Below are 13,488 nucleotides of genomic sequence, written 5' to 3' on the forward strand. Positions count from 1 at the left end.
CGCTACCCTCCCCCTTACCAACCCCCACCCCTGTAAAACCTTAGAAGTGGCTAAATTTAGAAAAACTTCGTTTTTCTAAATTTAGCTGGTTTTATTTTTACGGAAATGCTTCGCATTTCTCGCAATGCAGGTTGTAAGCATTGCGAGAAAAAGTAAATTGAAAGGAAGGATACTTTGAGTTCTCCCGCGCTAGCGGGAGGTTGCTGAAATTTATCAAATTTTAAATTTTGGCGAAATTCAGGGCGAAATTTAGTCAAATTCGCCCCAAATTTCACACTTACGACACTAATTTTGTCGCGTCTTGGATATTTATATCAAGACCTAGTTCTTTATCGCTAAGTCCGAGTGCAAGGCCAACGAGCTGAGATAGGTGGATAATCGGCTTGCGGATTTTGCTACCTTGCGCGTCTTGATAGCGGTCTTGGTAGATATCAAGTTGCATTTGACACAATGGACATGGAGTTACCACGACATCTGCGCCGTTTTTATCGGCGTCGCCGACGATCTCGCTAGACATTTTTTGCACTGATTTTACCGCTGGATAGCTAGCGTGGAAACCACAGCAATCAAGCCTTTTTTCAAATGGCACGATTGTAGCTCCAAGCGCGCCAACTACGGCTTCAAAGCTTTTTGGGTTTGTTGAGCTCTCTTTTTTAAGCACTCGCTCTGGGCGCAAGCTGTGGCAACCATAAAAAAGCGCTACTTTTAGCCCTGAAAGCGGTTTTTTCACCTTTGATTTGAGATTGTCTAAATCCTGATAAAGCTCCCAAAGTAGGCTTGTAACCTCGACCGAGCCTTTATACTCCATATTTCCGACTTTCAAAAACTCGTTTATGCGGTTTTTCGCGCCCATATCTAGGGATTGTTTTGCCTTGCTTAGGGTTAGCATACATGTCGAGCAAGTAGTTAGCACAGGCATATTCATACCCTCTGCAAGGGCTAAATTTCGCGCATTTGCTACTAATGAAGCCTCGGGATCGACGCATTGTGCCTGAGAGGCACCGCAACAGCTCCAACCCTTAATCTCATTTAGCTTGTATCCTAAAATCGGCGCGATTGCTTCGATTGAAATTTTTGACTCTTTTGCTGCTTGGCTTAAAACACAGCCTGGGAAAAATGCAAATTCTTTACTCATAATTTATCCTTTTATTTGCTTTTGTTTTGCGCCGCGCGTGCAGCTTCTACCATTTTGACTAAATCGTCGTGTCCTTCGATTTTTTCGCCACCAAAGACATGGAGCGGATTCATCTTGCCAGCCATCATCAAATCCACTGCAATGCCTGTTTTGCCGACATTGCCCCAGATACTCTCTGAGCGAAGGGCTAGTTTGATTTCATTTAGGCGTCCATCGCCCTCGACCATATCAAGTAAGAACGCCTCAGCGTGTCCTGGACCGCTAACATCTGTCATGATATTTTTTTGCATAGCCATTGCTCTTAGCATTGATATATCTTGCCATGCGCTAATGCCTTTTGGACATCTATCCATACACTCTTGGCAATGCACGCAGTTCCACAAACCGTTTGTAATAGCTGGTTTTAGGTGAGTTAGTGGCTCAGACTCGCGTGAATCATAAGCAGAGCGAAACGCATGAACAAAGACAAATGGTTGCATATAATCATTTGCGTCCGCGCCTAGTTTGTTACACTCTGACGCACAGCAACCGCATAAAATGCAGTCCCAGGATTTTTTGATGAAATTTATCTGCTCTTGGGATTGCTCGACACCTTTTTGGCTGTTGTATTCGCTGCCTGGGTTGATTCCAGGGCGAACCTTGCGCAAATTATCAATGCTAGGCTCCCAATCGACTACTAAATCATTAATAACCGTGAAATTCGCAAGTGGTGAAATTCTAAACTCATCAGCGTTGTCGTATTCTTCGAGTAGCTCTGTCATTTTGGTATCACATGCTAGATACGCATGGCCATTTACTCTCACACCACAAGCGCCACATATCGCCATACGGCACGCTGCTGTGAAATTTAGAGTAATGTCTAAATTTTGTTTAATGTATTGAAGTAGCATTAAAAGCGTCATTTCTTTGGCTTTTTCGTTATCTACTTCGTAAGTGCTTACATATTTTTTGGTGCCGTCAAATCTATCAATGATAATTTTCATTAGTATTTCCTTTCTTGTGGTTGAAATTTAGTTATTCTAACCTCGGTGTAATCAACTTGTGGTTCGCCGTCTTTTAGTGTAACTAATGTGTGTTTTAAGAAATTCGCGTCATCTCGTTTAGGGAAATCCTCTCTTGTATGCGCACCACGGCTCTCTTCGCGTCTTAGAGCGCCGATACAAGCACATCTTGCGAGTGTGATTAGGTTGCCAAGCTCTAAATAATCAATCAAAGCTGTATTAAATTTCAAATTTGGATTTGCGATTTTTAAATTAGCATGGCGTTTTTGGAATTCTTTTAGATCCTCAACATGTTTTTCTAGTTTTTCGCCAGTTCTGAAAATCCCCATATTATCCCAGTTTGCTTTGCCAAATTCTTCTCTTAATGCGTAAAGTTCGTTTGCGTCGCCATTTCCGCTTGTGATCTCTTTGATTTTGGCTCTCCACATATCTGCTAGTTCTTGCGCTTTTTTGCCTGAACCAAATGTAGGATTAGCTGCTGCATAATCAGCCGCACCTTCGCCGCCGATTTTACCAGTTACAGCTGCGTCTGTTAGGCTATTTCCTCCCAGGCGGTTTGCGCCGTGAATCGAAGCACAACTTGTCTCGCCCACAGCGAAAAGTCCTGGCATTTGAGTGCTCATTACTTTATAATCAGCAGTTTCGATTCCGCCCATTGAGTAGTGCGCGGTCGGGCGAATTTTGATTGGTTCTTTTACTAAGTCCATGTTTTCAAAAAGCATTCCGACATGGCGAATTTGCGGTAGTTCGTTCATAATCTTTTCTTCGCCTAAGAAGGATACATCTAGCAATACATACGCGCCCATACCTTCGCCAAATGCTCTACCTTCGCGAATTTCAGTCTCGATTGAACGCGCTACGATATCGCGTGGGGCTAACTCTTTTTTAGCCGAATATCGCTCCATAAATCTCTCGCCTTGATTATTTAGCAAAATTCCGCCTAATCCGCGGGCAGCCTCTGTGATTAGCGCGCCACCGTTTCTAACGCCTGTTGGGTGAAATTGAAGCATTTCAGGATCTTTAAAAGCTAGGCCTGCGCGAAGTGCTGCTGCTATGCCATCGCCTGAGGCGTTAAATGGCACAGAGGTGCGGTTGAAAAACACCCTAGTATAACCGCCAGTAGCCAAAACTACGGCTTTGGCTAGCACTGGGACTACATCGCCGGTTTTGATATCTAGCAAGACTACGCCCTCGCATTTGCCATCTTCCACGCTAATGTCTAGCAAATAGTGATCGAGCAAAAATTTCACTCCGCTTGAAATCGCCTGATCTAGGCATGTGTGCATCATACTAGCGCCTGTTTTATCGGCTGCGTAGTTGCAACGCTCGTATTTCGCGCCACCTGCGAAACGGCGCGCAACTGTGCGGTCAGCCATGCGGTTAAATGGCATACCTGCGTTGTTTAGCTCATGGATTGCCTCTGTGGCTTTGATAGCGAAATTTTCGATTGCGTCTTGATCGCCTAGATAGTCGCCTCCCTTGATAGTATCAAACATGTGAAGTTCGTGGTTGTCGCCGTGCTCGAAGTCGATAATGCCGTTGATTCCGCCCTCAGCCATACAGGTCGCGTTGCGAGAAGGCATACCTTTATTTACGACGACGACGCCAAGATTTGGGTTTTTCTTGCGGACTGCGACCGCTGCTCTTAGACCTGCGCCACCTGAGCCGATCACCAAAACATCGACGCTTGGTAGGCCATTAGCGTTGCCAAGTGGTTTTGGGTTGCCATTTTCGTCTTTTGGTGCGTCGCTAGCTAGGCCATTGCTTGCCATACCAAGCGCACCAACGCCGATACAGGCGGATTTGATAAAATCGCGTCTGCTGAAATTTTGCTCTTTCATTATCTCTCCTTACAGGGAATTTTAAATCAGTCTTAAAAAATAAAACTAATGGGCAAAATTTAGCCTAATATTTAATATAAGTCAAATATTATTAATGATATAATCTCATAAGATTTTTTATATCACAGGGGGTAGAAAATGAGATTTAGACGCATGGAACTCGTGCTAAAAGTGGCGGAGCTTAGAAGCTTCACCAAAGCCGCAAATGCACTCAAAATCCCGCAACCATCGCTTTCTCAAAGCATAGCTGCACTTGAAAAAGAGCTAGGGATTGAGATTTTTAATCGCAAAGAAAATCCCATAGCCTTAACCCAAGCAGGTGAAATTTATCTCGAAAAAACAAGGTTGATTTTGGGAATTTTAGATGATTTACACACTGAAATTTCAAATTTCAACTCTTTAAGAAAAGGTAAAATTTCGCTCGGTTTTTCGCAAAACGGCTATATACTTTTGCCAAATTTGCTTTCAAATTTTGTAAAAAAATACAAAGATATCGACGCCAAAATCACGCAGTATGGCTCGACGCTGAGGATTAGGCAGATGATACTTGACAATGAACTAGATGTAGGCATGCTGATACTGCCTATCGATACGCAGGGTTTGGAATACACTGAAATTTTGACACAAAATGTCTATTTGGCTCTGCCTAGCACCCACCCTTTGTCGCTGAAATTTAGGGACGAAAAATACCCAGAGATTTCGATAAATTTGGTAAAAAACGAGAAATTTATCCTGCCAACGCAAAATTTGCGCTCACGAAAGGGCTATGATGAGCTGTTTGCGCAGTGTGAGATAGAGCCAAAAATTTTGTGCGAAATCGAAACCTTTGAGATAGCCAACACTATCGTCGCAAATGGCGTGGGAGCGTGCTTTACGATACCGCAAATGATAAAAAGCGATAAAGCAAATTTGATAAAACTTTTTAAAATTTCAGAATTTAATGAAACGAAAACTTTGGTTTTGGCCTATAAAAAAGACAAAAAATTAAGCAAAATCGAAAAGGCATTTATTGTTCTTGCCAAAGAGCTAGCGGGTAAAATTTAAAAAATTTTGTCTTTTTTCTTGTTGCAAAGAAAAGCAAAGCATTTCCGTAAAAATCAAACCAGCTAAATTTAAAGCTTCGCTTTAAATTTAGCCACCTTAAAAGCGTCGTCGGGGGTTGGGGGTTTGTAAGGGGGAAGGGGCGCGACCTCGCAATTCAAGCCCCCTTCCCCCTTACAGAGAATTTCACGGCACAGGTTAAATTCATAAAATCGTTCAATGCTAAATTTAAGTAGAATTTTGCTCTAAATTTTTCTGGATTGCTTCACTTACTGCGAAAGCTCGCAATGACAGCGAAAATTTAGCGTTTGGTAATTTTGGCTCGTAGATTGCTTCGATTTACTTCGTAAATCTCGCAATGACAAATTATGCAAAATTTGCTTGCCATTGTCATTGCGAGGAGCTGTTTTACAGCGACGAAGCAATCTACGAGTTTTAAATTCCTTACGCTAAAATTTGCAAAAACACTGACCTTAAATTTTAAATTCGTAGATTGCCACGAATTTTTCTACGCAAAATTCTCGCAATGACAAATCTAACAAATTTTAAATTTTAGGGGCGATTTCGGGGCGGAAGTATGCGAAAACGAGCAAAAACACCATTGCTACGAAAAATACCGCGCTAAACCCCTCTGCGCCGAAAACTTTCATCGCCCCGCCTATGATTATGGGCGAGAAAAACGATGAGAGCGAATACGAAAACAAAAGCGAGGCCGAGATTTGCACGCGCGAGATTGAGGAGCTGTTCGTAAAAGAATCGTTCGCGCGCGCGATTGCGAGCGAGTATAGCGGAAAAACGCCAAATCCTAGCAAAAAGGCTAGGGCGCATTTGACCTCGAAATTCCTGGTGGCAAATAGCCCCAGCGCCGAGCATGCGCCGATTGCGCACACTAGCATTATCGCCTTGCGCCTGCCGAAAAAATCAGACACGGGGCTAGCAAAAATCTGCGAAATGAAGCCTCCGACCATGGCTAGCCCCATGAACCAGCCCACTTGGCTGACATTTCCACTGCTTAGCACATACACGCTCGCCATTGAAAAAAATCCGTTTATCAAAATCCCGCCACAAACTGCCGTCGCAAGCGCAAGTGGCGGTAGAACCGAGATTTTTGGCATGCAGATTGTGGCTTTTTGCGCTTTTGCGGGCGGGTTGAAACGCATAAATTTCAAAGGCACTAGCCCAAAAAGTATGAAAAATCCGCTTAGAAAAAAGATTAAATTTGCACTTAAATTTAGCGCGATTATCCCCACGCCCACGGTAAATGCGCCGTAAAATACGATCTCATACACGGCTAGGACGCGTGAGCGGATAGAATTTGTGATTTTGGAGTTGATCCAGCTTTCGATTATCATCAAAAGTGCGTAGTAGCAAAACCCAAGCCCGAAGCGAAGTATCGCCCAAAATGCCAAATTTGCGCTGATATCGTGGGCTAGGGCGCACAGCGCGAAAACCACGCTAAAAATATAATACGAGCGCACATGGGCGAAGCGGCCGATGATCGTTGGCGTGAAAAACACGCTAGAAATGGCGCCTAAGAAGAAAAACGATGAGATAATGCCGATGATTAGGTCGCTTTGGCCTCGCATTTTGAGTATGACGCCGGCTGATGATAGGGCTAGCGCGTCCCCGATAAACATAAAAAAAATCGCTAGAAATAGCGCACTTAGCGTCCTTGCCGCACGCAGGCTTTTAAACATAAATATCCTAAAAATTGAAATTCAAGCTAGTATTTTACTCGAAATTTGAAAAATTCAAGGTTAAATTTGCAAAATTTGCGATTGTTTTAGCGTAGCAAGCAAGCGCAAAATTTTTGCAATGACAAATTTGACGAAAAATTTGCAAAAATACTGACCTTAAATTTTAAAGTCGTAGATTGCCACGAATTTTGCTAACGCAAAATTCTCGCAATGACAAATTGGGCGCAAAATTCTTGCAATGACAGTGAATTTATCGCAAGGAATTTTAAATTCTCGCAATGACAAATTGGGCGCGAAATTTGGGCAAATTTTGCAAAATTTAATCCTTCGCTAGACCCTTTAAAATCCTGTATTCATCGCAATTCGCGCTTAGTGTTTCATCATCTCCCATTGCGATAATCTCGCCGTTTTTGACCACAGCGATTTGGCTGGCGTTTTTGATAGTGGATAAGCGGTGGGCGATGAGTATGACGATTTTATCGGACTTTATCTTTTCTATGACAGATGAGATTTCCTTTTCGCTGGCGTTATCTAGCGCACTCGTGGCTTCGTCGAAAATGAGAATTTGCGGGTTTTTATACAGCGCGCGCGCAATCGCTATGCGCTGGCGCTGTCCGCCTGAGAGGTTTGCGCCAAACTCGCTTAAAAGCGTGTTTATGCCATCTTCCATCTTGGCGACAAATTCATAAGCATTGGCAAGGCGCAGGGCGTTTATGACGCGCTCTTCGTCAAATTCGGCGCCGTAGCTGACATTTGCAGCGATTGTATCGTTAAAAATATAAATTCGCTGGCTCACAAAGCCGATATTATCCCTCAGGCTTGCGATGTCAAATTCGCTAATCTCGTTGCCGTCAAAAAGTATATTGCCGCTTTTGGCGTCGTAGTAGCGCATTATGAGATTTACTACCGAGCTTTTGCCACCGCCGCTATTTCCCACAAGGGCTAAAATTTGCCCCTTTTTGACGCTAAAATTTATATCTTTTAGCGCGATTTTTTCATCATAGCTAAGCGAGACATTTTCGAAAGTCAGCGTGGATATATCGCCCATTTTTAGGCTTCCGCCGATTATGGCTGGCTCTAAATCAATTAACTCGAAAGTCCGCTCAGTAGCGGCCGTGGCGTCTTGCATTTTATTATGCAGTGATGAGACCTTTTTTATCGGCGTATAGACCATAAAAAGCGCGGTTAAAAAGCTAAAAAAGCTTCCTATGCTCATCTTGCCATCGATGACCTCTTTGCCACCTACGATGATAACCACAGCCACGCCAAGTGCGCCAAGCATTTCCATTACGGGGCTTACGAGCGAGTTTGTAATTATTGCCTTTAAATTTAGCTTGAAAAATTTTGAGTTTTCTTCCTCGAAGTGTTTTACCTCGAAATTTTGGGCGTTGCTGGCCTTTACGATTTCGATATTTGTAAAAATTTGATTTAGAGCCGATGTGATATCAGAGGTCTTTTCTAGCGATTGGCGCGAGACCTTTTTCATGCGTTTGGCTAGGCGCGATAGCGGATAAATCGCAGCCGGAAAGACCACGAGCGCAAAAAACGAAAGCTTAGGGCTATTGTAAATCACCACGCCAAGAAGCCCAAAAATAGTGATGATTTGCGTCACAAAATCAGGTATCATGTTTGAAACCACAGTGCGGATTCGCTCGATATCGTTCATCGTCCTAGAAATCAACTCGCCCGTGCTGTGAGTGTTGAAAAATTTCAAATCTAGCCTAATTAGCTTTGAAACGAGCAAATCGCGCAGTCTGCGCACGGTATCTTGCCCGATAAATGAAGTGTAGTATGTCTGGATAAATGTGCCAGCGCTTTTCATCGCAAACACCGCTATAATCGCAAACGCAAGCGGGTAGAGATAAAGGGTGTTTTTCTCGACAAAGATATAATCAAGCACCGGTTTTACCAAATACGCACTCGCTGATGTCGCAAGCGAGGTCATAATCATACCCAAAAATGCCAGCGCAAACTGGATTTTATAATCAATCAAAAATGGTTTAAATCTTGTCAAAATGGTCTTAAAATCGTTCAAAACTCTTCCTTAAATTTACTTATTGCGCGCTTTTTTCCCAAATCGTGCCACTTGGCGTATCCATAATCTCGATTTTCATCGCTGTAAGTTTGGCGCGAATTTCATCGGCTAGGGCGAAATTTTTCTGCTTTTTAGCTTCGCTTCTTTGCTCGATTAGACGCAAAATTTCGGCTCTCTCATCATCACTTACGCCAAATTGAAAATAGCTAACCTCGTCCATATAAAGCACGCCAAGGGTGTTTTTGACAAATTCTAAATTTGCTAAAATTTGCGCTTTAAAAGCCTTATCTTTTGGGTTTTTATCGAGTGCTTCATTTGCGCAAGACACCATTTCATCGACACAGGCAAGCGCGCCAGATGTGTTTAGATCATCATTTAAAAACTCTAAAATTTTGCCCCTAAATTTGGCTTGCTCGCAAGGCAAATTTTGCGCCATATTCACCCTTTTTTTAAGGCGGTAAATTTTATCAAGGCGTTTTTTGCAGGCTAGCAAATCATCGATTGTGTAGTTGAAATTTGCCCTATAATGCGAACTCATCAAATAAAACCTCAAAGCCTCGCCAGGCACGAGGGCTAGGGCGTCTTTGACAAAAAAGCTATTGCCTAGACTTTTGCTCATTTTTTCGTTATTTACCTGCACAAAGCCATTGTGCATCCAGTATTTAGCCAAGGCTCTATGCTCGCTACATCTGCACTGCGCAGCCTCGTTTTCGTGGTGCGGGAAGAGCAAATCAGCCCCGCCAGCGTGGATATCAATGCAAAATTCGGCGTCATGGCTATCTAAATGGGCTAAAATCATCGCCACACACTCGCTATGCCAGCCAGGTCTGCCACGCCCAAATGGCGCCTCAAACCACGCCTCATCGAATTTCCACAGCGCGAAATCTTTTTCATTTTTTTTCTGCTCGTTTGAAATCACGCGCGCAAACTCGCTGTTTTGATCCTCTGCTTTTTTGCCACTAAGGCTTAAATAATCGCTATCTTTGGTGGTATCAAAGTATATTCCATCGCCTGAAATTTCATACGCATAGCCCAAATTTAGCAAATTTGAAACAAGGGCGCAAATTTCATTAATATTTTCGGTCGCTTTGGGCGAAATGTCGGCGTCACGGACATTTAGCGCGCTCATATCGTCCAAATATCGCTTGGTGTAAAATTCTGTAATTTCGCTTAGAGTTTTTCCACTCTCACTCATTTTTTTTAAAATTTTATCGTCGATATCGGTGAAATTTCTGGCAAATTTCACATTTTTGCCCTGCGCTTCTAACGCGCGCCTAAGCAAATCAAAGCTAATCGCGCTTTTAGCATGCCCCAAATGCGCGTCATCATACACAGTCGGCCCGCAGACATAAATTTTAATCTCATCTTCGTTAAGCGGGATAAATTCGACCTTTTTTTTACTTGCAGTATCATAAATTACCATAATATAAACCTTTTAAAACATATAAAATTCCTATTTCAAGCGCGCAAAGCCCTAGAATTAGAAGGATTTTTTTAGCCTTGATTATAGCTAAAAAGTTATTAAATCCAAAAAAATAGAGATTGAAAACAAACAAAAATCCCCCTGTAATCGAGCTAGCAAGCGCCAAACCCACAGCCCCAAATGGTTTAAAGAATAGTGCGCACAAAACTACATTTATAAACACGCACCAAAGCGAAATTTTCGCACTTAGCTTTTGTTTCATGTGCGCATACAGCCAGTGCGAAAAAATGCGCGATAGCCCAAACGGCAGCAGTCCCACCATATACGCTGCCAAAACAGCCGCGCATTGGGTCGTGTTAGTGGCGGTGAAATTTCCGCGCTCAAATAAAATTTTGGTAATCTCGTGTGAGAGCATGATTCCGCCGATTGTGGAGAGTGCCAAAAGTGCCAAAAGCATGTAAAATCCGCGCTCGATTAAATTTAGTGCCTCTTTTTGGTTGTTTGTTTTGATTTGTTTGGTTAGGCGCGGAAAAATCGCCGTGCTAAGCGCGATTGCAAAAAGTGCGAGCGGAAGCTGAAAAATGCGGTTTGCGTAGTATAGATAGCTGATACTTCCGCTGGCTAAAAAGCTAGCAAAAAATGTATCTATAAATGAGCTAAGTTGCAAAGCGCTAGCCCCTACAACTCCGGCAAAAAAGTTGTTATAAAAGCCCTTAGTTTGCGCTTTTGCGCCGTTTTTTAGCCTAGCAAATCCACCCAATAGCACTCTTAGCATACCGGTAAATTTCAGCGCATACACATGCACCAAAAACTGCAAAAACCCGCCCGCTACGACGCCACAAGATAGATACAAAACGATACTTCGCTCATCTTTGCCACGAGCCAAAAGCAAGGTGGCAATCATAGCTAAATTTAATAAAGCGGTCGAAAATGCCGTAGTGGCGAAATGATCGCGGTATTGCAGCATCGAAGCAAAAAGCGTAACGATAAAAATAAAAGCTAGATATATGAAATTTATGCGCACAAATGGCGTTGCCAAGGTGATTTGCTCGTCCGAAAAACCATAAGCTAAAATTTTAGTAAAAAACGGCGCAAACACCCATACAACCGCAGTTAAAAACAAAATAAAAAGAAAAAATCTAATCAGCACGGAAGCTGCGAAAATCCCCTTTTTTTTCGAAGCGGTAAAATTTGGCAAAAACGCCTGCGTAAAGGCACCCTCACCAAAAAGTCGTCTAAATAAATTTGGCAGTTTAAACGCCACAAAAAATATATCGCTATACACACCAGCGCCCAAAATTGAAGCCGTCAGCAAATCGCGCACAAAGCCCAAAATGCGAGAAGCTAGCGTTCCGACGCTGTTTGTAAAAAACCCTCTAAACATAATTCCTCGTTAAATTTTATAAAATAAAAAGATAGATTATAATATAATTTCGCCTATTTTTTGATTTTGAAAGAGGATATTTTGCAAAATTTGCCATTTTCGCTCGATACGCAAAACTTCATCAAAACCCTAAAATTTGAGGGTAGCTGGACATATCGAAGCGGAAAAAAACAGCTTGATTTACTTAAAAAAACACTATCAAATTTAGACAATTTCGTAGCAGATTTTACAAATGTCGAAAAGCTGGATTATTTCATGGCTTATAGCATTAAAAATTTAATGCGTGGCAAAAGCGTGGAATTTAGGAGCCAAAATCCAAAAATAGAGAAAATTTTCGAATTTATTAGCGATGAGAGCATAGACCATAATTTTATGCCAAAAGTGCATGGTATGGGGATTTTGGCTCAAATAGGGCTGTATTTTTGCGCAGGCTGGGCTGGGATTGTAAATCTAGCCACATTTTTGGGCGAGTTTTTTTGCAAGATATTTTCGCTATTTTTGCACCCGCGCAAATTTCGCCTCAAAGAGACCGTAAATTTTATCAAAGATAACGGCATTGATTCGCTTTTTATCGTGGCTTTGACCGCGTTTTTAATCGGCGTGGTGCTAGCTTACATTGGCGCGGACATGCTATCGCAGTTTGGGGCTAGTATTTATATCATCGATATTATGGGCGCTCTAACTATGCGCGAGATTGCCCCGCTAATCGCAGCGATTGTCATTGCTGGGCGTTCTGCGTCGAGCTTTACGGCGCAAATTGGCGTCATGAAAATCACAGAAGAGATCGACGCGATGAAAACAATGGGTTTTGATCCGTTTTATTTCCTCTCAATGCCACGAATTTTGGCTATGGTGATTTGTATGCCATTTATCATTTTTATCGCAAATTCAATATGTATTTTCGCTCAAATGATAGTTTGCGAGGCGTATTTGGAGATAGGATTTTTGGATTATTTGGATAGATTTAAATCAAATGTCGAAATTCGCCACTTTTTCGCCGGCATGATAAAGGCTCCGTTTTTTGGCGCATTTATCGCAATAATTGGCTGTATGAGAGGATTTGAGGTCAAGGGAAATACTCAAAGTATCGGCGAATACACCACAATTAGCGTGGTAAATGCGATATTTTGGGTCATCGCCATAGACGCGATTTTTGCGATACTCTTCTCGGAGATTGGGCTGTGAGCGAGATAATAAGCGCAAAAAATGTAACCACAGCGTATGGTGCGCGCATAATGCACGATAATGTGAGTTTTAGCGTGAAAAAGGCTGAAATTTACGGCTTTTTGGGCGGAAGTGGAAGCGGAAAAACCACTCTAATGAAGACGCTAATTTACCTAAACCAGCCAAAAAGCGGCGAGATTAAAATTTTTGGTGAGGATATTTGGAGCGCGGGTGAGGATAGGCGCAATGAAATTCGCCTAAAATGCGGTGTGATGTTTCAATTCGGCGCGCTGTATAGCTCGATGAATGTGCTAGAAAATGTAGGCGTGCTACTGCGCGAATACTCAAATTTTAGTGACAAAGAGATTAACGAGCTTGCTATGTTTTGGATACAAAAGGTAGGCCTTAAAAAAGAGAGCGCAATGCTAAATCCAAACGAGCTAAGTGGCGGTATGAAAAAGCGTGTTGCGCTCGCTAGGGCATTGGCATTAAGCCCTGAGATTTTATTTTTAGACGAGCCAAACTCGGGGCTCGATCCGCTTAGCTCACGCGCCCTTGATAGGCTAGTGTGCGAGCTAAGAGATAATCTTGGCGTAACCGTAGTAATGGTAACGCACGATGTGGATAGTATTTTTGATATACTTGATAGATTTTTGATAGTCGATAATAAAAAAATCATCTTCGAAGGGGCTTTGAGCGAAATCGAAAAGCTAGAAAACAACCCGCTTGAAGAGCTATTTAAAATGAGAGCGAAATAGGAGCAAAAT

General features: G+C 42.5%; 10 protein-coding genes. 3 read left to right on the forward strand and 7 right to left on the reverse strand.

The window, feature by feature from the left end:
• Positions 1-277: 277 nt before the first annotated feature.
• From sdhE to OFN73_RS00015, 3 genes are read right to left on the reverse strand one after another with little or no spacing between them, the layout of a single operon-like run.
• A complete protein-coding gene (sdhE, locus tag OFN73_RS00005) occupies positions 278-1,135 on the reverse strand; it encodes an 8-methylmenaquinol:fumarate reductase membrane anchor subunit (protein ID WP_270861670.1) in 858 nt (285 codons plus the stop codon).
• Between the two features lie 11 nt (positions 1,136-1,146).
• On the reverse strand, positions 1,147-2,118 hold the full coding sequence (locus tag OFN73_RS00010; protein WP_270861671.1) for a succinate dehydrogenase/fumarate reductase iron-sulfur subunit: 972 nt from the start codon (positions 2,116-2,118) through the stop codon (positions 1,147-1,149).
• Positions 2,118-3,977 (reverse strand): FAD-dependent oxidoreductase, encoded by a 1,860-nt coding sequence (locus tag OFN73_RS00015; RefSeq protein ID WP_270861672.1) that lies wholly within the window; start codon positions 3,975-3,977, stop codon positions 2,118-2,120. The genes OFN73_RS00010 and OFN73_RS00015 overlap by 1 nt, the downstream gene beginning before the upstream one ends.
• A 138-nt stretch (positions 3,978-4,115) precedes the next feature.
• Here OFN73_RS00015 and OFN73_RS00020 point away from each other — a divergent pair, with 138 nt between their 5' ends.
• Positions 4,116-5,021 carry a LysR family transcriptional regulator gene (locus tag OFN73_RS00020; RefSeq protein ID WP_270861673.1) on the forward strand — a complete coding sequence of 302 codons (906 nt, stop codon included), beginning with the start codon at positions 4,116-4,118 and terminating at the stop codon, positions 5,019-5,021.
• Between the two features lie 542 nt (positions 5,022-5,563).
• On the opposite strand, the gene OFN73_RS00025 is transcribed toward OFN73_RS00020, so the two are convergent.
• The 4 genes from OFN73_RS00025 to murJ all read right to left on the reverse strand — a co-directional run bounded on the left by OFN73_RS00025 (position 5,564) and on the right by murJ (position 11,557).
• Positions 5,564-6,715, reverse strand: coding sequence for an MFS transporter (locus tag OFN73_RS00025; protein ID WP_270861674.1), 1,152 nt, complete (start codon positions 6,713-6,715; stop codon positions 5,564-5,566).
• A gap of 319 nt (positions 6,716-7,034) precedes the next feature.
• On the reverse strand, positions 7,035-8,750 hold the full coding sequence (locus tag OFN73_RS00030; protein WP_270861675.1) for an ABC transporter ATP-binding protein: 1,716 nt from the start codon (positions 8,748-8,750) through the stop codon (positions 7,035-7,037).
• Positions 8,751-8,769: 19 nt separating this feature from the next.
• Positions 8,770-10,173: a cysteine--tRNA ligase gene (gene cysS, locus OFN73_RS00035; protein WP_270861676.1), complete on the reverse strand. Its 1,404-nt coding sequence runs from the start codon at positions 10,171-10,173 to the stop codon at positions 8,770-8,772.
• Entirely contained in the window at positions 10,160-11,557 is a 1,398-nt protein-coding gene (gene murJ, locus OFN73_RS00040; RefSeq protein ID WP_270861677.1) for a murein biosynthesis integral membrane protein MurJ, read from the reverse strand. Before murJ ends, cysS begins: the two co-directional genes overlap by 14 nt.
• An 81-nt stretch (positions 11,558-11,638) precedes the next feature.
• On the opposite strand from murJ, the gene OFN73_RS00045 reads away from it, so the two are divergent.
• Together OFN73_RS00045 and OFN73_RS00050 are read left to right on the forward strand one after the other, a co-directional pair.
• Positions 11,639-12,742, forward strand: a complete 1,104-nt coding sequence (locus OFN73_RS00045; RefSeq protein WP_270861678.1) for an MlaE family ABC transporter permease — start codon at positions 11,639-11,641, stop codon at positions 12,740-12,742.
• Entirely contained in the window at positions 12,739-13,479 is a 741-nt protein-coding gene (locus OFN73_RS00050; RefSeq protein WP_270861679.1) for an ABC transporter ATP-binding protein, read from the forward strand. The genes OFN73_RS00045 and OFN73_RS00050 overlap by 4 nt, the downstream gene beginning before the upstream one ends.
• The last annotated feature ends 9 nt before the right edge of the window (positions 13,480-13,488 follow it).

Origin of the sequence: Campylobacter sp. JMF_14 EL1, from assembly GCF_027737585.1 — a bacterium.
Lineage (GTDB): Bacteria > Campylobacterota > Campylobacteria > Campylobacterales > Campylobacteraceae > Campylobacter_B.

What these genes read in the sequence shown, in the direction of transcription:
- sdhE (WP_270861670.1), bottom strand. Translation starts at nt 1,135, where the DNA reads ATGAGTAAAGAATTTGCATTTTTCCCAGGCTGTGTTTTAAGCCAAGCA.
- OFN73_RS00010 (WP_270861671.1), bottom strand. Translation starts at nt 2,118, where the DNA reads ATGAAAATTATCATTGATAGATTTGACGGCACCAAAAAATATGTAAGC.
- OFN73_RS00015 (WP_270861672.1), bottom strand. Translation starts at nt 3,977, where the DNA reads ATGAAAGAGCAAAATTTCAGCAGACGCGATTTTATCAAATCCGCCTGT.
- OFN73_RS00020 (WP_270861673.1), top strand. Translation starts at nt 4,116, where the DNA reads ATGAGATTTAGACGCATGGAACTCGTGCTAAAAGTGGCGGAGCTTAGA.
- OFN73_RS00025 (WP_270861674.1), bottom strand. Translation starts at nt 6,715, where the DNA reads ATGTTTAAAAGCCTGCGTGCGGCAAGGACGCTAAGTGCGCTATTTCTA.
- cysS (WP_270861676.1), bottom strand. Translation starts at nt 10,173, where the DNA reads ATGGTAATTTATGATACTGCAAGTAAAAAAAAGGTCGAATTTATCCCG.
- murJ (WP_270861677.1), bottom strand. Translation starts at nt 11,557, where the DNA reads ATGTTTAGAGGGTTTTTTACAAACAGCGTCGGAACGCTAGCTTCTCGC.